This is a genomic window from Nocardia suismassiliense, assembly GCF_900269665.1.
Classification (GTDB): Bacteria; Actinomycetota; Actinomycetes; order Mycobacteriales; family Mycobacteriaceae; genus Nocardia; species Nocardia suismassiliense.
In genome coordinates, this window is the sequence record NZ_LT985361.1 from 6,780,963 (window position 1) to 6,799,858 (window position 18,896).

Consider the following 18,896-nt stretch of genomic DNA (forward strand, 5'->3'; position numbering starts at 1 on the left):
TGGATTATCACCAGTGGAATCGTTGATCACCAACATTGCGCTGGTGATAAGCCTGGGCGAGTCGCGGGTATGCCAACGAATCTCGACGACGTCACGATTGTTGGCTCGGCGGACGCAGTGGGTGCTGGCCTCTGGGCATCAGCGCGATCCTGGGTTCGCAACGGGTTTCATCAGCCATCTGCCGTTCGGAACCGGCAGCGTGGTGGATACCGAACTGTGCTCGTCCTGAACCCGCCGGAGTACCGGCGCGCCAGAGTTCCACCGTGCGCTGCTGTGGTCCTGTCGAGGGAGCTCCGAGACGCAGCAGAGTCAAATGGTGGTTCGTGAAACCAGCAGAGTCGAATGGTGGTTGGTGAAGATCGTTCAGCGACCATATGACTCTGCTCGATTGTCGGGTCGGTGGAGGTGGTGGGTGCTGACCTCTGGGCATAGGCCGCGCACCCCTTTCGTAGGCCGCACACCCGGTATAGCTGGTGTGCGGCCTACGAAAAGGGGTGCGCTCGGGCACCGGTGCGGGCCGGGTTGCGGACTCCCGGGCGCGCGCGATCTCGCCTGCATTCCGGCGGGGCGAGCTGCGCTTATCTGCCCTGCGAACCCGTGCAAGAGGGCATTTGGCACGCCGGTGGCCGGGTTGTGCCCCAGGCATACCGGCGGGCAGAACTTCCTTACTTGCCCTGCGAACCGTGCAATAGGAATGTGGGCACGCCGGTGCTCAAGCTGTGTGACCCAGGCACTCCGGCGTTCAGGTGGTACGGCCCCGGCGCTCCCGCGTCGGGAGCATGCGCTCGGGCACCGGTGCGGACCGGGTTGCGAACTCCCGGGCGCGCACGGTTTCACCTGAATTCCGCCCGGCCGAGGGATGCCTACTTGCCCTGCGAACCGTGCAGGAGGTCGGTGGGCACGCCGGTGCTCAAGCTGTGTGACCCAGGCACTCCGGCGTTCGGGTCGTATGGCCTCGGCGCTCCCATGTTGGGGTTGTGCGCACCAGTTCCTCCTGCGCTCGAACCATGCGTCCTGGGCGCACCGGCATTCGGGTCATATGCCCCGGGCGCACCGGCATTCGCGTTGTGCGCCCCGGGCACCACTGCATTCACGTTCTGCACCCCAGGCACACCGACACTCAGGTCGTGTCCACCCGGCCCGCTGAAGTTCGGGTCGTGCGCGCGACCCGGGTCCTGCGCCGCGGTGTCAGCGTGCTCGACCACCGAGTATGCGGGTGGCGGGGTCTCCGAAGCGGATTCGTGCCTGGTGTTCAAACCACGGTAGGACTCTGGGCGGATGGTGCGGAACCACTGCGCAGCGCGGGTGCGTAGGGGGAGGCGGAACTTCAGGTCGGCGAGCATTTCGTCGACGTTGCGGATGGAGAAGGGGGTGATGGCGGTGCCGTGGGCGTGGTGGCCGCGGGTGCGTTCCTCCATCCAGCGCAGGCGGGCGTCGATCTGTTCGTCCACCACTTCACGGTCGGGCAGGTTGAGCTGGCCGGCGAGCAGTGCGGCGGTCCAGTGTGCGCCGACCTCGGCGTTGAGGGTGCTGATGACCGACGAGTTGTAGCCGGCGAAGGTGAGATTGGGGACGTCGAGCGGCAGGATCTGGCGGTACAGCCGGAAGTTGCCGTGCTCGTCGGTGAGCCTGCGCTGGACGTACGGGGTCAGGAACGGCACCCGCTGCTGGAATCCGGTGGCACAGACCACGATGTCGGCGGGGACAAGATGCCCGTTGGACAGTTGCACCGCGGGCACCTCGCCGCCACCGCCGCGCATCTCGGTGATGGTGGTGTCGCGCTGCACGACGATCCGGCCGTTCGCGACCTGCTCGTAGAAGTTCTCGGTGGCGAGGCTGACGGTGCTCTCGGCGATCTCCTCGAACCGGCCCTCCGGCAGCAGCCCGAGTTCGCGCAGGTTCATGTGCTTGGTCGCGAGTTCCTGGATCAGGTCGAGATTGCTGATCCGGAACGACACGCCCGGCCCGTCCAGGAAGCGGTCCATCCGGCCGGGTTCCAGGTGGTGGAAGTGCGCCTCGCCCAAGCGGGTCAGCATCATTCGCTCGTAGTCGAGCACGCGGGCCATCTTGCGCGGCATCTTCCACAGCAGCCTGCGCGCCACGACGGTGGTCGAGCCGGCGACGTCGCTCACCGCTTCGGCGATGTCACACGCCGACTTGCCGTAACCGACCACAACGACGGACTTACCGCGCACCGCTTCGACATCCAAGAACTCCGACACGTGACCGAGCTGGCCACCTGCGGCGCGGAACAGCTCGATGCCGCGGAAGTCCGGGACGGCGGGCTCGCTGAACACCCCGTTGGCGATGACCAGATGATCGCAGGAGCTCCGATGTATCCCGCTCTGATCCTTGACCTCGAGCAGCCAGCCACTGTCCACCGGATCGGCGGCGACGACCTCGGTGTTGAGCCGCAGGTGCTCGCGCAGCCCGAAATGGTCCGCGTAAGCCTCCAGATACGCCTGCATCTGCGCACCGTCGAGCACCTTCGGGTAGTCCGAGGGCATCGGGAAGTCGGAAAAGTGATAGGTGTTCTTGGAATTCTGGGTTCGCAGCCCCGGGTACCTGCGGGTCGCACTCCACACGCCACCGACATCGGGCGCACGGTCGAAGATCTCGACCGGAAAACCCTTCTGGATCAGCACTTTCGCGCAGGCAAGACCTGCGATACCCGCACCAACGATCGCGATGCGGTTTCCGCTCGTCATGCGCAGGAGATTACGTCTCTTATGGCGCGCAGCAAAGTCGGTTGGCCCAATCGGGTGATTCAACGCCGTGCGGGGGCGCCTGTCGAATCCACCGGGGCACCGGCCGGATGCACCGGCAGGTCGAGCAATCCGCGCAGCAGAATGCTCTCGCGCCAGCGCAAGTCGCCCTCGTCGACGGCCAGGCGCAGCTCAGGGAAGCGCCGGACCAGCCGGGTCAGCGCGATGCGGGCCTCCATCCTGGCCAGGCCCGCGCCGAGGCAGTAGTGGATGCCGTGGCCGAAGGCGATGTGGTTACTCGACCGGTCCGGGTCGAAGGCCGCTGGATCGGCGAAATGACGTTCGTCACGGTTGGCGGAGGCGAGCGCCACCAGCACGAGCTCGCCCGTGGGGATTTCGGTGCCGCCGAGCGTGATCGGGGCGGCGGTGTAGCGCAGGGTCGCAACGTTCACCGGGCCGTCGTAGCGCAGCATCTCCTCGACCAGGGGTGTGACGGCTTCCGGGTTCTGGTGCAACGCGCGGTAGCGCGGCGGATCGGCGAGCAGGGTGAGCACGGTGTTGCCGATCAGGTTGACCGTGGTCTCGTGTCCGGCGATGAGGATCAGGAACGCCATCGAGATGAGTTCGTCGTGGCTGAGCCGGTCGCCGTCGTCGGAGGCGGTGAGCAGGTGCGAGATCAGGTCGTCGCCGAGACCGTGCTTCCGGCGCGCGGCCACCGAGCGGTCGAAGTAGTCGACGATGGCGTCGGTCGCGCTGCGCATGCCCGCCGGCGTGGACATCGGTGTATCGACCACGGCGACGGACCAGTCGCGGAACTGCGCGCGGTCCTCGACCGGCACGCCGAGCAGCTCACAGATCACCGTGATGGGCAGCGGAAAGGCGTACTCCTCCAGCAGGTCCACCGGCCCGGCGGCCTGGTCGATGCGGTCGAGGAGTTCGTCCGCGATCGCCGTGACCCGGGGTGCGAGCGCCTCCATCCGGGCGGGCGCGAACGCCGGAGTGACCAACTTACGCAGCCGCGAATGCTGTGGCGGATCGGCGTTGAGCAGGTGGTGGCTCAACCGTTGATTGGCCGCGGTGACCCCGCTGTTGCCGGCGGCGGCTTGCCTGGCCTGCGCACCGGTTGCCGAGTGTGGGTCCTTGCGGACGTCGGGGTGGCGCAGCACCTCTTTGGCGGCGTCGTAATCGACGACCAGCCAGGCACGGACGCCGGTGCGCAAGCGGATCTGGTGCACGGACCCCTCCGCCCGCAGTTGCCGGTAGAAGGCATACGGCGTACGAAAGAAGTCCGCTGGCAGCTGTCTCATCTACGCTGGCCTCCACATTTCGCGAGTGTCGTTGCGGCGCTTCGAGGGTCGCACTCGCGGCGGATCGCGGGCGGCATCGTTCGGCACGCTCATCCGGCCGATCGCGATTGTCGATCGAAGCGGCACGCAGTCGATTCATTCACCGCACGTCACCCCGATCCCCTCGCTACCCTGCGCAGATGAGTTCGATCGCGCCCGTCCTGCGGGGCGCCCGGATCGCGAACTCGTTCGCGTTCGGTATGCAGGGGTTCTTCTTCGCCGTCGTGCTGACCCAATTGCCGCAGCAGAAGGACAGGTTCGGTCTGACCGATGGGCTGATCGTCGGGTCGGTGGTGCTGGTTTCGCTGCTCGCGGGAGGCGGCAGCGTGGCGGCGGAGCGGTTGGCGTTGCGCTGGTCGAGCCAGGTGACGCTGCGTATCGGGTTGTTTCTTGTCGCGCTCACCGGCACGGGGATCGCGTTCGCGCCGAACACGGCGGGGCTGCTGATCGCGCTGGGCTGCTACGGGATAGCGGTCGGCATCGTCGACGCGAGCACCAATATGCAGGCGGTGTTCGTTCAGCACGGGTACGGGAAGTTCATCCTGTCGTCGTTCTATGCCGCGTGGAGTGCGGGGTCGATCGCCGGCGCGCTGTACGTGTCGGCGTGTGAAGCCCTGGCGGTGACACTGCGCGAATCGCTGCTCGGGGCGGCGGGCATCGTGCTCGTGGTCGGACTGGTGCTGGGACCTCGCCTGCTGGGACCGCAGGAGGCCGAAGCAGGTCCGGCCGAAGAGGTCGTCGACCCGCCGCCGATTGCCTTGCGGTTGTATCTGCCGTTCGGCATCGCGATGGCACTGGTGTTCGCCATCGACCTGGCCGTCGGCAACTGGTCGGCGCTGTATCTGTCCGACGACCTGCTGGCCAGTTCGTCGACGGCGGCGCTGGCGCTGGCTGCCTACCAGGGCACGTCACTGATCGCGCGGCTGACCGGCGACCTGTTCGTCCGCCGGTTCGGGCCGCGGCGCGTGGTGCGGACGGCAGCGGCCATCGGCGTGGTCGGACTGGCGACCGTGATCGCCGCGCCGAGCCCGGTCGTCGCGATCGTCGGATTCCTGATCGCCGGTATCGGCATGCCGGTGATCGCGCCGCTGTGCTTCGGCGAGGCCGGGCAGTTGACCAGCGGGCGCGGCCTGGACGCCCTCATCGCGCGGCTCAATTTGTTCAACTACGCAGGCACATTGGTGGGCGGCGGGGTGGTCGGGGCGCTGGCGGCGGGCTTCGGGCACCGGATCGGTTTTGTGATCCCGCTGCTGTTCGCGGCGGCGCTGATCGGCCTGGCCCAGGTGTTCCACAACCGGCCGGGCGGGGGTAAACATCCCACCTCTTCCGATGATCGTGCTCTACTGGATCAATGAGCAACATCCCAGTCATCGTCGACCGGGCCGGTCTGTGGGACGCCGAGGAACTCAGTGACGTTGCGGCGGTAACCTTTCCGCTCGCCTGCCCGCCGAACGCCACCTCCGACGATATCGACATCTTCATCACCGAGGCGCTCTCCGGCGAACGGTTCGGGGAGTACCTGAGCGATCCGGCGAAGACCGTGCTCAAGGCCGTCGCGGGCGACGACATCGTCGGCTACGCGATGCTCATCGCGGGCGATCCGGTGGATCCGGAGGTCGCCGCGGTGGTGACTCTGCGGCCGGTGGTGGAGATCAACAAGATGTACGTGGTCCCTGGTCATCACGGCAGCGGGGTGTCGACGGCACTGATGCTGGCCTGCCTGGAGCGCGCCCGCGAGGGTGGGTTCGCCGGGATATGGCTCGGTGTCAACCAGGAGAATGTGAAAGCGCAGCGGTTCTACGGCAAGCACGGGTTCACCTCGGTCGGCACCAAGACCAATACCGTCGGCAGCCAGCAGCACGATGATTTCGTGATGCGGCTGGTTTTCTAGCTCTTCGCGAAGTCCACCAGCGCGGCATGGAAGTCCGGCGCGATAACGGCCATCAAGTGGTCGCCGGGCACCACGTGCAGCTTTCCGTTGGGCAGGGCGTCGGCGAGGCGTTCGGGTTCCGCGGCGAACGGATCGTTGTCGCCCGCGAGCACCAGCGTCGGCACGGTGACATCGGCGAGGCCGTCGATCGGCCGCGCGTCCAGCCCCGTCGCGACCGCCTGAATGGCCTGCCGGTCGGCGTGCACCGCGTCGGCGAGAATCCGGAACATCATGGCGGTCGGCGGCGCGCCCTCGTTGTGCTCGCTCATCGCGGTCTGCAGGTCGGTCAGCTCGACCACCCGGCGATCGACGCCACCGCAGTCGAGCACCCCGGAGCCGACGCCGCCGATGGCCAGCCGTTCGACCCGCTCGTCGGCGGCCGCGACCAGCAGCGAGATGATCGCGCCCATCGAATAGCCCACCTGGACAACCCGATCGAAGTCGAGCTCGTCGTAGAGCGCCCGCACGTCGCGCGCCATGAACTCCCAGGAGTACTGCGCCGGGTCGTGCGGTTTCGCCGAACGCCCGTGCCCACGCGCGTCGAGTGACACCACGGTGCGACCGGCCGCCTGCAGGGCGCCGACCACGCCGGTGCTCATCCAGTTCGCGTTGGTGTCGGCGACCACCCCGTGTTGCAGCACGACAGGAACGCCCTCGCCCTCCCACACCCGATAGTTGAGCTCCAGGCCGTCCCACGTCTTGAACTTCGTCATGACCGGATCGTAGCCCAGTCGGCGGTTGACAGTTCCGATTGTTCAGTCTTTACTGAACACATCGTTCTCTACTGAACACTCAGCACTCAGGAGCAGTCATGACCGCCGCGATCCGCACCGAGGGATTGACCAAGCACTACGGCAAACACGTTGCCATCACCGGCCTCGACCTGGAGGTGCAGCCGGGCGAGGTGTTCGGCTTCCTCGGACCCAACGGCGCGGGCAAGTCCACCACCATCCGCATCCTGCTCGACCTGATCCGGCCGACCGCGGGTCACGTCGAGGTGCTCGGCGTCGATCCCCGAGCCGGCGGCGCGGAGCTACGCAGGCGAATCGGTTATCTGCCCGGCGAATTGGCGATCGAGGGCCGCAACACGGCGCGCGAGCTGCTCGGTTTCCTCGCCGATCAGCACGGCACCGTGGCGGCGCGCCGGATCATCGAGCTCGCCGACCTGCTCGACCTCGACCTGTCCAGGAAGGTCGGCGCCATGTCCAAGGGCAACAAGCAGAAGGTCGGTCTCGTCGCCGCCTTCATGCACCGACCCGATCTGCTGATCCTGGACGAGCCCACCTCGGGTCTGGATCCGCTACTGCAACAACGGTTTCTGGATCTGGTGACCGAGGCCAAGGCCAACGGGCAGACGGTGTTCATGTCCTCGCACGTCCTCAGCGAGGTGCAGCAGACCGCCGATCGGGCCGTCATCATGCGCGCCGGACAGCTGCTCGGCACGGAGAACGTGGACGAACTGCGCAGGCGCGCACCGCGTTCGGTCGAACTGGTGTTCGGCGCGGAGGTGTTCGCCGACGACTTCGCCCGGTTGCCCGGCGTGCGCGAGCTGAGCGTCGAGGGAAAGACGTTGCGCTGCACCACCGAAGGCGAGGTGGACGAGCTGTTCAAGACGGCGGCCAAGTACCGGCTGGTGAGCGTGCTGTCCACCGAGCCGGACCTCGAACAGATCTTCTTCAGCCTGTACGGGCGCTGAACTCACCTATCGCACAGGAGAACTCGACATGACTCGCTCGGTCTTCACCCAGACACTGAAGGAACAGCGCCGCGGACTCGTCGGCTGGTCGATCGGGATGGCCGTTGTCCCGCTGCTGTATCTGCCGTCCTACCAGTCGTTGAAGGAGCAGGGCTCCCTCGATATCAAGCAGAACAAGATGTATGAAGCCATGGGACTGAGCGACTTCGCCAGTGCCACCGGCTATCTCAATGCGACAGTGTTCTCGCTGATGGGCTTGGTGCTGTTGCTCATCTTCGCGGTCACCTTCGCGAGCAGGTCGGCGACCCAGGAGGAGAACGGAATGCTCGACCTGCTGCTGGCCCAGCCCATCAGCCGAACAAACCTGCTCGCGCAACGATGTGCCGCCCTGGCGGTGCAGACCACGGTGGTCACCTCCGTGCTCACGCTGAGCGTTCTGGCCGGGGCGAGCGCGGGCACGTTGAACATTCCCGCCGGACACATACTGGCCGCCAGCACCGGGGTGGGACTGCTGGCCCTCGCGATCGGCACGATCACACTACTGATCGGTGCGGTCACCGGAAAACGTTCGCTGACACTGGGACTCGCGTCGCTGGTCGCGGTCGCCGGCTACCTCGCCAACAACCTCGGCGGCATGTTCGACGGCACCGAATGGCTGCGCAAGGTGTCGCCCTTCTACTACGCGAACGGCGGTTCACCGCTGGTAAACGGTTGGAACGGCGCCCATCTGACAGTCCTGATAGCGCTCGCCGCCGTAGCCCTCGGGCTCGCGCTGCGCGCCTTCGAACGCCGCGATCTCGCGGTCTGACCGACCGGACGGGGCGAGCCGACACGGCCGCCCCGTTGACGCCTATCCGCACCATCGAAGGGATACTCGACCGATGAGCGAGGACAACCCCACCCCGGAACAGCTGGCCTTCGTGGAGGATTTCGCTCTCGTCCTGGAGCGCATGGGTCTGGTCCGGATGGTCGGCCGAGCAGCCGGTTGGCTCCTGATCTCCGATCCGCCGGAGCAGACGTTCGGCCAGATCGCCGACGCGCTGCAAGCCTCCAAAGGCTCCATCTCCAGCGCGCTCAAGACCCTCGTCACCATGCGCTGGGTCGACAAGATGTCCAAACCGGGCGACCGCAAGGACTACTACGCCATCCGCCCCGGCATCCTGCCCGAACTGACCCGCCAGCAGAGCGGCATGTACACCGACCTGACCACCATGACCTCCCGCGGCCTCGCCCTCTTCGACGACCCCGACGGCGACAAGGCCGCCCGCGTGCGCGACATGCACGAATTCTTCGTCTGGATGGGCAAGGAACTGCCCGCCCTGATCGACCGCTGGTACGCCGAGCACCGCTCCTGAATCAGGCGAGGTTTACTGGTGCCCGTGGGCGAATTTCATCTTAGGGCATTGACTTTCGATCCAGCTTAGGTGAAGATTCCCACAGCGCCATACGTGTGCGCTCATCCTGATTTCACGAGATCGGCTCTCCACCAACAACTTCGCCGATCGTCCTAGCGCAGCCCCGATCCGACCCGGATCGGGGCTGCGCTCGTTCGCCTGCCCCTGGTTCCGACCGCCTCGCGCCTGTTTCTGTGTAACAGACACCTGCCGCGCCTCCCTAGTAGCCAGCCGGTCTGCGTCGAAACCACTGTCGGAGAACCGATTCCCGGTTTCCGACCGTCGGTTACTGCACGGTCTCGCCACCGGTTCGAGCGCAGGAACTCGCTGTTCCAGCCTGGTCCGACACTTTCGCCGTGCAATCAGCAACCCGACAACACAACCACATAGCGATTCAATGAGGTCTTGTATGAACTCCGATGCCATCAGGCCGAGACACGCCCCTGTTCCGGCCTGGGTTTCCAAGAATTCAGCGCAGTCGGCCTCATGGATGCCCTATAGCGGAGACGCCGAGCAAGCAAACGGGCCGAGCACAGGCGGCCGTGTGCATGACTTCCAGAACATGACGCCGGAGTCGGCGGCGCGACAGGTCGATCGGAAATTCAGGCGTGCTGCGCTGGTGAACGACGTCACCGAACCGGTCACGGCACCGGATACCGGACCCAATGGGACATTCCTTGCCTCGACAGGAACGCCACAGCCGCTGGTCGCTCAGCCGATCAGCTATCAGACCGGTCTGGGAGCGCCGCCGATGTCGCCGGAGCAGCAGGAAAAGGCAAATCAGGATCGCAGGGACGAACAGCGACAGTTCCCTCCGGTTCCGACCGTGCCGCAACAACAGCAGCCGGCTGCCGTACCCGTGCAGCAACCCGGCGTACCACAACCGCCTGCGATCGCACAGGTGCCGACTGCGGAACCCGCCGTCTCGCTTCCACAACCGGAAGAAGCGCTCCAGCTACAGCCTGAAGGGGTGCCGTGGGACACGCCGACCAGTAGCGGCGGTCTCGCAACGAGTGTCATCGTGCCTGGCACCGGTGGACAGACGATCGACACGACGATCCGCAATGCGGACGGCACCGTCACTCAGATGCGCTCGGTCTCTGACGGCAATGGTGGTGTCACGACCTGGACTGCCAATGCCGACGGTTCATATTCGGTGCGCTATCCGGACGGTACGCACGGCGCACCCCCTGCACAGGCGACTATCTACACCGTCCCCGTCGGCATGGATCCGTCCGGACCGGCGCCGATCGCATCTGACATCACTGCGGACGGAAAACAGGTTCGCACGACCGCGAGGGGCGAGGACGGCACTGTTTCGACGGCGGCTTCGGTTTTGAATCCTGACGGCAGCGTCAATACCACCTACCCAGATGGGCAAGGCGGGACCTACACAACAACATCACGGTCCAACGGGAATGGTGGCTTCAACCAGTCCGTAACCGGCCAGCACAGCGCTGACGGGTCCGGCTATCAAATCGAGTTCGACGGCGTCCGTATCGATCGCGACGTCAACGGGCACATACTGGTGACCGGGACCAGCGACGGGACGAGCTACCAGACGGGCACCGACGAATTCGGGCGCCCGTTCGAAGTATTGACCGACATGCTGCACAGGACCACCCTGAAAACCTGGATCGACGAGTTCGGGCGCTCAAAGCGGATACTCACGGATGCGGGCAACAACACAATTACTACCTCTGTCGTAAACGGAGGCAACGACGGTGCGAATAGACCATGGATCGAAGTCACCGTCACTGATCTGCAAGGCAACCCGATTGCACACTTCACCAAAGGTGGAGACGGCGGCGTGCGGACCGACGACGGATTTATTCACTTCGAAGTCGAAGGTCAAGATGTCAAGTACAACAAAGACGGCACTGTGTACGTACCGGACGACCACAGCACCGCGTGGCAGCGATTCATCGGCACCGATCCGCAACCGAAGGTCTATTTCGATCGACACGGCAATCCGCAGCTGACTCGTGTGGGCCCATTCGTTCCGGAAATGCTTACACAGATCTATCCGCCGGGCAACGTTCCCGGCGAGGCGTTTTATAAAACGCCGGACGGTACTTTGATCATCAAAGACAAGAACGGATACCACTGGGGCCACCCGTACGACGGTCCTGCAACGGTTATGAACGGCCCACCCATTCGGATACCAGGGGGTGGTCCCAGCGTGCCCGGCGAAGGCGTGCCGCCCTCGCGGCAGCGGCCTGGGGCAAGCACCGGTCGCGGAATGGGCGCTCTCGAAGGCGAGACGCCTGGGCCAGCTGCGCAATTCCGAGCCGCCCCGGCAGCGGGCGCGGCAGCCGCGGAGGCCAACCTCACCCGAGTGACCGCCGCCGCGTCGGCTTCAGAGGCGTCCGAGGCTGCGGCGGCCGCACGAACGAGGCCATCAGCCGCCACGCCAGAATCTCCGGCAACGACAAAGGTGCCCGCATCGAGAACCGATCCGCCGACAACAGAACGGGCGGTTCCCGCAATTGAATCCCCAGTACGCCCCCCGGTCGCAGGACGAACACAGGCACAGACAGAGGCGGAAGCTCAGATTGAACAACGCCTGCCACCACAGGCCGACAGTCGGAGTCGAGCACCCGCACCCCCTACAGCACCTGCAGGACCACAGCACCCCAGCGCACCGAGCGGATCCAAGCAAACCGGGCCTGCCATTCGAGGCGGCGCACAAGCGCCTTCGGCGGGCGCCACATCGGGGAAAGCCAGAGAGTTGCCGCCGGCCGCCGGCCGAGGTGATGCACCGAACCATGCGGTCCAGAGTGCCTTCGACGACCTCCCGGCATTCACCAAGAAAGGTGTCGATGCAAGTGGCGAGCCGACGCTTCAATCGCCGACTTCGGGTTTACTCCTGAACAAGGATGGAACACGGGTCGGTAACTCGTATTCCACTGGTAGCGATCTGATCGAAAGTGGCGGCATCAATCGTTCACCGGCAATAGAGATCAATCAACGCATAAAAGATTCTCCCTCGAAAATTCCGGGCGGCAGCTCGAAGGCAGGCTGGAGTTCCGATGTCGAGATGAAGGCAGCCGAAATCATGCGGAAGAACGGCATCAAGGATGCGGAGCTGGTAATCAATCATCCCTTTGGGCCGTGTCGCGGATGCGATTTGACTCTGAAGTATGTACTCGAACCAGGAAGTCGCCTCACGGTGCGCTGGCCAGGTGGCTCACACACATACGTTGGTGTAAAGTGGTGATCAAAAATGAGAAGGGAGCCGTCGATTAAGAGCACGGTGGAAGTTTCGTATCTGCCACAGCATCGCGATGATCCGATTACTCCGGAGTCGGCGGACGAGTTGGTCGCGGTCATCGATGATATGGTGTCCGATTTCGACCTGGATCACAGCTACATGATGATTATCCTGACGTCGGCCGAAGATAAAGTAGCCGTGCTGAACATCGGGATCCTCGCCGACAAGGGCGTCGGCAGTATGGAGTTCCAGGGGGATGAGGGAGGATATTACAGCAAAGGGGTGGAGGATGCCGGCAAGCCGGTGTTCAACTGGGACTTCGGAAATCCCAGATTCTTCCCGGGGGATTCTAGAATCGAAATCGAATCGATAAAGCAGGCACTTGTTCAGTTCTACGAGACCGGTGGAAGTCGGCCTGAGAACGTCGACTGGCAAGAATGGTCGGACGAAACAGTCGACTGGTGACCTACGCTTAGCAGGTTCGACTCAGGCGAGCAGCTTGGTTTTCAGGGCGTCGAGATCGGAGTCGGTGAGCTGCAAGCCTGCGCGGAGATAGTTGTCGAAGCTGCCGTAGGTCTGGTTCACCTGGTCGAAAGCGGCGTCGAGCCACGGCTGTTGGACGCCGTTGATCGGGTCGGCGGGGGTGGCGTTGCGGTACTGGTTGGACAGCAGGTAGTCCTGGTCGACGGTGTCGCGGTCGACGCCGAGCAGGGTGAGCAGGACGGCGGCGGTCCAGCCGGTGCGGTCCTTGCCCGCGGTGCAGTGGAACAGCACCGCGCCGTCGGTGGCGATGATGTCGTGCAGCACTGCGGCGAAGGCCTGGTTGGCGCCGGGGGCGGTGATGAACGCGCGGTAGAGGCTGTCGCCGCCGGTGAGGGTGCTGACCAAAACCTCGGGCGGGGCCTGGCCGATGACGTCGTCCCAGTTGGCGGACGCGCCGGCGGGCACCTTGTCCGGTCCGATCGCGCGTTCGTAGACGGTGCGCAGATCGTCCACGACGCGGACCTGACGGCCGGACAGCTCGGCGAGGTCGGCCGGGGTCGCGTTGTTCAGCTGACCGGTGCGGTAGACCAGGCCGGTGCGGACCGTCTGGCCCGTGGCGGTCCGGTATCCGCCGAGGTCGCGGGCATTCTGCACACCCTGCAAGTTCAGCGACCGATCGAACGCGACCGCCGACGCGGCGGGCGGCTCGGCGAGCGCGGCACCGGTCACCGGGCCGAAGGCGACGGCGAGACCGGCGGCCAGCGCGATCGGGGTACGAAGCGAGCGGGTCATGCGAGTGCTCCTGATCATCGGTTCCCCCACGCCCAGCAAACCAACTGAAACATCAGTTGGTCAAACCGGGTGATTTACGCCGCGACCTCGAACCGCGACAGCGCGAGCAGGCGCGAAATCGCCCGCAGATACTTCTTGCGATAACCGCCGTCGAGCATCTCCTGCGAGAAGATCTGATCGAGCTTGGCCCCGGAAACGGTGACCGGAATGCTCGCGTCGTAGAGCCGGTCGGCCAGCACCACCACGCGCAACGCCACGGCCTGATCGGTGACCGGATGCACGTTCGCGATGAACACCGACGACACCCCGGAGATCAGCGCACCGAACTTCGACGGGTGCAGCGTGCTCAAATGCTTCAGCAGCGCGTCGAAGTCGTCGAGCGTGGAACCCGTTGTGGCAGCGGCGCGTTCGGTGAGCACCGCCGAAGACGTCGGCTCCGGCGCGGGCGGCAGATCGCGGTGCCGGTAGTCCGGTCCGTCGACGCGCACCGGCTCGAAGATCGAGCCGAGCTTCTTGATCTCACGCAGGAAATCCTGTGCGGCGAAACGACCTTCGCCCAGCTGACCCGGCAGCGTATTGGAGGTCGCCGCGATCGAGACGCCCTTGGCGGACAGCTCGGTCAGCAGCCGCGAGACCAGCATGGTGTCGCCGGGATCGTCGAGCTCGAACTCGTCTATGCACAGCACACTGTTCGCCGACAACCGCTCCACCGCATTGCCGAAGCCAAGGGCGCCAACGAGATTGGTCACCTCGCCGAAGGTGCCGAACGACTTCGGCGCCGGCGCGCTGTGGAAGATGGAGGCGAGCAGGTGGGTCTTGCCGACACCGAAGCCGCCGTCGAGGTACAGCCCCGCGCCGGACACCTGCTTCTTCTTGCCGAACAGGCTCTTCTTGTTCGCGGCCTTGTGGATCTTGGCGACCTCGCCGGCGAACTCCTCGGCCTTGCGCACCGCCGCCGCCTGGCTCGGCTCCTTGGGGTCGGGAATGTAGGACCCGAAGCTGACCTCGTCGAACATCGGCGGGGGCACCATCTGGGCGACGAGCTGGTCGGCCGGAACCTCAGGGTGGCGGTCGACGAGGCGTTCTTGCATGTGTGGAGCCTAATGACGTGGTGAGATCTATGTTCATGCAGCGTAGCCACAATGCGATCCAGCTCACAGACCTCAGGCCGGACGACCTAGCCCAGTTGTATGCGTACCCGGCCGACCTCCGCGAGCCCCATGTCCGCGCGAACTTCGTGTCCAGCATCGACGGGGCTGCGACCAGCGACGGGCAATCCGCGGGCCTGGGCACACCGGCCGACAAAACCGTGTTCCTGATGCTGCGCGAACTGGCCGACGTGGTCCTCGTCGGCGCAGGCACGGTCCGCGCCGAGAATTACGGTGGCGCTCGGACCGACCCGCAGCTTCGTCGCGCACTGCACGAACGCGGCATCGGTGGTCACCCGGACGGTACGGCGCCGCCGATCGCGGTGGTCACCGCCAGCGCCGCGATCGATGTGGGCGCCCGATTGCTCACCGATACGACGGTCCCGCCGTTGATCATCACCACGACCACCGCCCCGGCGGACCGCAAACAGCAACTGGCCGACGCGGGCGCGGATGTGGTCGAGGCGGGCGATCTCGCGGTGACCCCCAAAGCTCTGCTGCGAGTGCTCGCCGAACGCGGACTACATCGCGTGCTGTGTGAGGGCGGGCCGCATTTGTTCGGCGAGCTGCTGGCCGCCGACGCCGTCGACGAGCTGTGCCTGACTACCGCACCCCTGCTGGTCGGTGGCACCGCGCGGCGAATTTCGCTGTCCGCGCACGAGTTCGACCGCCCCATGTCCCGTGCGCATATTCTGCTCGATGACGACGGCACGATGCTGACCCGATGGGCCCGTGCATGAAACAACTGCCCGAACCTGGCAGGCTGTAGCGCATGCGCTGGACTCGGGCCGTCGTGCTGGCCGCGACACTCTCGATCATGATCGCCGGATGCGGGGCGGGACCCTCCGACCGTCCCGGTGTCGCCGTCGAGCGCGATCGAGTCGGCGGCACCGCCACCACCTCGGCCGCCCCGGCCCCGCCGCCGAGTGCCGACGTGCCCAAGACCGACCTGCCGTGGAAGGACTGCACCACGCCGACGCTGGACCTGCTCGGCCTCGGCCCCGCGCCGGCGGGCCTGGTGCTGGACTGCGCGGAGTACACCACCCCGATCGACGCGGGCGGCAGCGTGCTCGGCAACTTCCGCGCCGCCGCGATGCGCGCCCGGCTGCCGCAGACTCCCGCGGACGCCGCCCCGCTGGTCCTCACCTCGGGCGCGGACCGCTCCTCCACGGCCACCCTCGCCGGTCTCGCCGTCGGACCCGCGAGCGCCCTGCTGGCCGCACGTCCGATCGTCGCGGTGGACCGGCGCGGCATCGGCAGCTCACAGCCGCTGGACTGCCTGCCCCCCGAGGTGCGTAAAGGCCTCGCCGACAACGCCCAATTCGGGCCGGGCGCAACCGATCCCGTCGAAACGATGGTCTCGTTGAGCCAGGACGGCACCATCGCCTGCCGCGACTTCCTGCAGCCCTACGAGGGCACCTTCGACGCACCGCACGCCGCCGACGACCTCGAACAGCTGCGCAGGCAATGGCAGGTCGAGCGCATCGCGCTGCTCGGCACCGGTAACGGCGCGAAGGTCGCACTCAGCTACGCCCGCAAGTACGGCGATCACCTGGCCCGGCTCGTGCTCGACTCCCCCGAGGCCGTCGGCGCGGACGCTGTCACGAGGGCCGAACAGCAGCTCGAAGGCGCGGAGGCCGCGTTGACCGCCTTCGCGCAGCGCTGCACCGGGGTCAGCTGTTCACTCGGCCCGGATCCGCGCGCCGCGATCACCGATCTGGTGAACCGGGCCGGTTCCGGTGGGCTGGGCGACATCTCGGCCAACGCGCTGCTCACCGCGGTCGCCGGTTTCCTCGGCAGTCCGCGCGCCGACCAGGCCAACCGGGTCCGCGAACTCGCCGACGCGCTGTCCGCGGCCGGGCGCGGCGACCGTGCCGCACTGGGCACGCTGATCCTGCGCGAGTCGGCGGCCATCGGCGGCGACGGTCAATTCGTCAACCGCTGCACCGACACTCAGCAACCGCCGACCCCGACCAAGGCCAAAGAACTGATGGGCCCCTGGGGTACGAAGTACCCGGTGTTCGGCAGGAACATGGCGGTCGGGCTGATGGAATGCGCGGCCTGGCCGGTGTCGACCGCACCCGGAATGCCGGAGAAACTCAGCATTCCGGTGCTGGTGCTCGGCGGTATCGCCGACCCGGTGGTGGGCAATGCCGGGCAAGCGTCGGTCTCCGGCGCGCTCGGCGCGGCCGGAGCGCGGCACGCGGGAGTCACCTGGCAGGGCTGGGGGCACCCGGTATCCACCCACTCGAGTTGCGCGCAGCGCACCATGGTCGAGTACCTGAAGGACGCCAAGCTGCCCGCCGACGGCACCGCCTGCCCCGCCTGATCCGCCGTCGCGAACAGCCCTTCTAGCGGCGCGTCGAACAGGTCCGGACAACCGTCGCAACCTGATCCGGTGTACCGTGCCCCAGTGTTACTTCGACAGCTCGAGCCCCGCACTGCTCGCACCACCGCCGAGGTGATCAAGTTCGCACTCTGGCCCATCGCGGTCATGACTGTGCTGAACCGGGTTTTCATCAAGGCTGTCAATGGTTTCATCACCGACGACTTCCGGCCGGTCTACCAGGCCTCGCTCGACTTTCTCAACGGGCGGCCGGTGTACACGGCTAACTTCGATTCGGTCGATCCGCACTACCTCTACTACCCGAGCGGCACGCTGCTCATCGCGCCGGTGGCGTGGGTGCACGACTACGAGAAGGCCCGCTGGCTGTTCATCCTCCTGAACGCCGCCGCGATCATCCTCGCCTGGTATCTGCTGCTGCGACTGTTCCGGTTCACAGTGAATTCCGTTGTCGCGCCGGTGTTGCTGCTGGCGATGTTCATGTCGGAGACGGTGACCAACACGCTGGTGTTCACCAACGTCAACGGGTGCATCCTGCTGGCCGAGCTGCTGTTCCTGCATCTGCTGCTCAAACGACGAGACCTGTGGGCGGGTCTCGCACTCGGATTGAGTCTCGCGGTGAAACCGACGCTGGCGCCGTTGCTGCTGATCGCACTGGTCCGCGGGCAGTGGAAGGTGTTCATCACCGCGCTGGGCGTGCCGATCGTGCTGACCGCGATCGCCTGGCCGATGTCGAAGGACCCGGAGAAGTTCCTCAGCCACACCGCGCCGTACCTGTTCGAGACCCGCGACTACTTCAACAGTTCCATCCCGGGTAACGGCGAGTACTACGGGCTGCCGCCGTGGCTGGTCTGGGGCATCCGGGTCGGCATGGGCATCCTGGTCGCCCTCTCGCTGTGGCTGCTGTACCGCTACTACCGCGACGACGAGCTGTTCTTCGTGTGCACCGCGTCCGGTGTGCTGCTCGCCGGGTCGTTCCTGCTGCTGTCGCTGGGGCAGATGTACTACTCGATGATGCTGTTCCCATTCCTGATGACGGTCGTGCTGCGCAATTCGGTGATGCGCAACTGGCCCGCGTGGTTGGCGGTCTTCGGGTTCATGAGTTACGACAAGTGGCTCTTGGATCGACCCGGCTGGCAGCACTGGGGTCGCGACCTCGAGTATCTGCGCATCACCTTCGGGTGGGGTCTGCTGCTGATCGTGATCTTCTGCGTGCTCGGCGAGCGGTACTTGTCCGCGAAGCGGGAAGGGCGGCTGGCGTTCGGCATCGACCCCCTCTGGTTCAAGCCCTTGCCGAGCGGTGCGCACGCCACCACTGATTCGCCCAGCTCAGCCAATGGCTCCGCGACGACGGTGGCGAAACCTATTAGCGTGGAGTGATGAGTTCCGAAGCCGATACGTCCCTGCCCGCGCCGCGGATCCAGCTGACGCCGCAGGAATGGCGCGCCAAGCTGAACCCCGAGGAATACGCGGTGCTGCGCGAGGCCGCCACCGAACGTCCGTTCGTCGGTGAATACACCGACACCAAGACCGACGGTGTCTACGAATGCCGCGCCTGCGGTGCCGAATTGTTCCGCAGCACAGAGAAATTCGACTCACACTGCGGGTGGCCGTCGTTCTTCGACCCGGCGAAATCCGAAGCCGTCATCCTGAAATCGGACGACACCCTCGGCATGCACCGGGTCGAAGTGCTGTGCGCGAATTGCCACAGCCACCTCGGCCACGTGTTCGAGGGCGAGGGGTACAACACGCCCACCGACAAGCGCTACTGCATCAACTCCATCTCGCTGCGACTGCACCCCTCGGACAGCGCAGCGGAGTAATCCGCAGCCAAGCACTGGACC

General features: G+C 65.8%; 17 protein-coding genes. 12 read left to right on the forward strand and 5 right to left on the reverse strand.

The features are described from left to right. Positions 1 to 13 precede the first annotated feature (13 nt). Positions 14 to 229, forward strand: a complete 216-nt coding sequence (locus DBO33_RS43125) for a hypothetical protein (RefSeq protein ID WP_159080602.1) — start codon at positions 14 to 16, stop codon at positions 227 to 229. Between the two features lie 634 nt (positions 230 to 863). Here DBO33_RS43125 and DBO33_RS30120 read toward each other — a convergent pair. Next, complete coding sequence (locus DBO33_RS30120) at positions 864 to 2,708, reverse strand: flavin-containing monooxygenase (RefSeq protein WP_234391123.1); 1,845 nt, start codon at positions 2,706 to 2,708, stop codon at positions 864 to 866. A gap of 59 nt (positions 2,709 to 2,767) precedes the next feature. Next, positions 2,768 to 4,012, reverse strand: coding sequence for a cytochrome P450 family protein (locus DBO33_RS30125; RefSeq protein WP_107658080.1), 1,245 nt, complete (start codon positions 4,010 to 4,012; stop codon positions 2,768 to 2,770). A gap of 179 nt (positions 4,013 to 4,191) precedes the next feature. On the opposite strand from DBO33_RS30125, the gene DBO33_RS30130 reads away from it, so the two are divergent. Continuing rightward, complete coding sequence (locus DBO33_RS30130) at positions 4,192 to 5,406, forward strand: MFS transporter (protein ID WP_107658081.1); 1,215 nt, start codon at positions 4,192 to 4,194, stop codon at positions 5,404 to 5,406. Then, positions 5,403 to 5,942 (forward strand): GNAT family N-acetyltransferase, encoded by a 540-nt coding sequence (locus DBO33_RS30135; protein WP_407670547.1) that lies wholly within the window; start codon positions 5,403 to 5,405, stop codon positions 5,940 to 5,942. The genes DBO33_RS30130 and DBO33_RS30135 overlap by 4 nt, the downstream gene beginning before the upstream one ends. Here the strand turns inward: DBO33_RS30135 and DBO33_RS30140 are convergent. Next, positions 5,939 to 6,694 (reverse strand): alpha/beta fold hydrolase, encoded by a 756-nt coding sequence (locus DBO33_RS30140; protein ID WP_107658082.1) that lies wholly within the window; start codon positions 6,692 to 6,694, stop codon positions 5,939 to 5,941. The two genes, DBO33_RS30135 and DBO33_RS30140, sit on opposite strands and share 4 nt — an antisense overlap. 98 nt (positions 6,695 to 6,792) lie before the next feature. On the opposite strand from DBO33_RS30140, the gene DBO33_RS30145 reads away from it, so the two are divergent. From DBO33_RS30145 to DBO33_RS30165, 5 genes are all read left to right on the forward strand, one after another. Continuing rightward, a complete protein-coding gene (locus tag DBO33_RS30145; RefSeq protein WP_107658083.1) occupies positions 6,793 to 7,677 on the forward strand; it encodes an ABC transporter ATP-binding protein in 885 nt (294 codons plus the stop codon). 28 nt (positions 7,678 to 7,705) lie between these two features. Beyond that, the gene (locus DBO33_RS30150) at positions 7,706 to 8,485 is read left to right on the forward strand and encodes an ABC transporter permease subunit (RefSeq protein WP_107658084.1); all 780 of its coding nucleotides are present in this window, start codon (positions 7,706 to 7,708) and stop codon (positions 8,483 to 8,485) included. A gap of 73 nt (positions 8,486 to 8,558) precedes the next feature. Next, entirely contained in the window at positions 8,559 to 9,032 is a 474-nt protein-coding gene (locus tag DBO33_RS30155; protein WP_107658085.1) for a GbsR/MarR family transcriptional regulator, read from the forward strand. A 583-nt stretch (positions 9,033 to 9,615) separates the two neighbouring features. After that, on the forward strand, positions 9,616 to 12,291 hold the full coding sequence (locus DBO33_RS30160; protein ID WP_234391124.1) for a DddA-like double-stranded DNA deaminase toxin: 2,676 nt from the start codon (positions 9,616 to 9,618) through the stop codon (positions 12,289 to 12,291). 6 nt (positions 12,292 to 12,297) lie between these two features. Next, positions 12,298 to 12,750, forward strand: a complete 453-nt coding sequence (locus DBO33_RS30165; protein ID WP_107658087.1) for an Imm1 family immunity protein — start codon at positions 12,298 to 12,300, stop codon at positions 12,748 to 12,750. Positions 12,751 to 12,771: 21 nt separating this feature from the next. Here the strand turns inward: DBO33_RS30165 and DBO33_RS30170 are convergent, their stop codons facing one another. Beyond that, positions 12,772 to 13,560 carry a tyrosine-protein phosphatase gene (locus tag DBO33_RS30170; protein ID WP_107658088.1) on the reverse strand — a complete coding sequence of 263 codons (789 nt, stop codon included), beginning with the start codon at positions 13,558 to 13,560 and terminating at the stop codon, positions 12,772 to 12,774. Positions 13,561 to 13,634: 74 nt separating this feature from the next. Next, positions 13,635 to 14,651, reverse strand: a complete 1,017-nt coding sequence (zapE, locus tag DBO33_RS30175) for a cell division protein ZapE (RefSeq protein WP_107658089.1) — start codon at positions 14,649 to 14,651, stop codon at positions 13,635 to 13,637. Positions 14,652 to 14,686: 35 nt separating this feature from the next. On the opposite strand from zapE, the gene DBO33_RS30180 reads away from it, so the two are divergent. From DBO33_RS30180 to msrB, 4 genes are all read left to right on the forward strand, one after another. Further along, entirely contained in the window at positions 14,687 to 15,448 is a 762-nt protein-coding gene (locus tag DBO33_RS30180) for a pyrimidine reductase family protein (RefSeq protein ID WP_107660706.1), read from the forward strand. A 32-nt stretch (positions 15,449 to 15,480) separates the two neighbouring features. Further along, the gene (locus DBO33_RS30185) at positions 15,481 to 17,037 is read left to right on the forward strand and encodes an alpha/beta hydrolase (RefSeq protein WP_107658090.1); all 1,557 of its coding nucleotides are present in this window, start codon (positions 15,481 to 15,483) and stop codon (positions 17,035 to 17,037) included. 84 nt (positions 17,038 to 17,121) lie between these two features. After that, entirely contained in the window at positions 17,122 to 18,432 is a 1,311-nt protein-coding gene (locus DBO33_RS30190) for a glycosyltransferase family 87 protein (RefSeq protein ID WP_234391125.1), read from the forward strand. Then, on the forward strand, positions 18,432 to 18,875 hold the full coding sequence (gene msrB, locus DBO33_RS30195; RefSeq protein ID WP_107658092.1) for a peptide-methionine (R)-S-oxide reductase MsrB: 444 nt from the start codon (positions 18,432 to 18,434) through the stop codon (positions 18,873 to 18,875). Before DBO33_RS30190 ends, msrB begins: the two co-directional genes overlap by 1 nt. Positions 18,876 to 18,896: the final 21 nt, after the last annotated feature.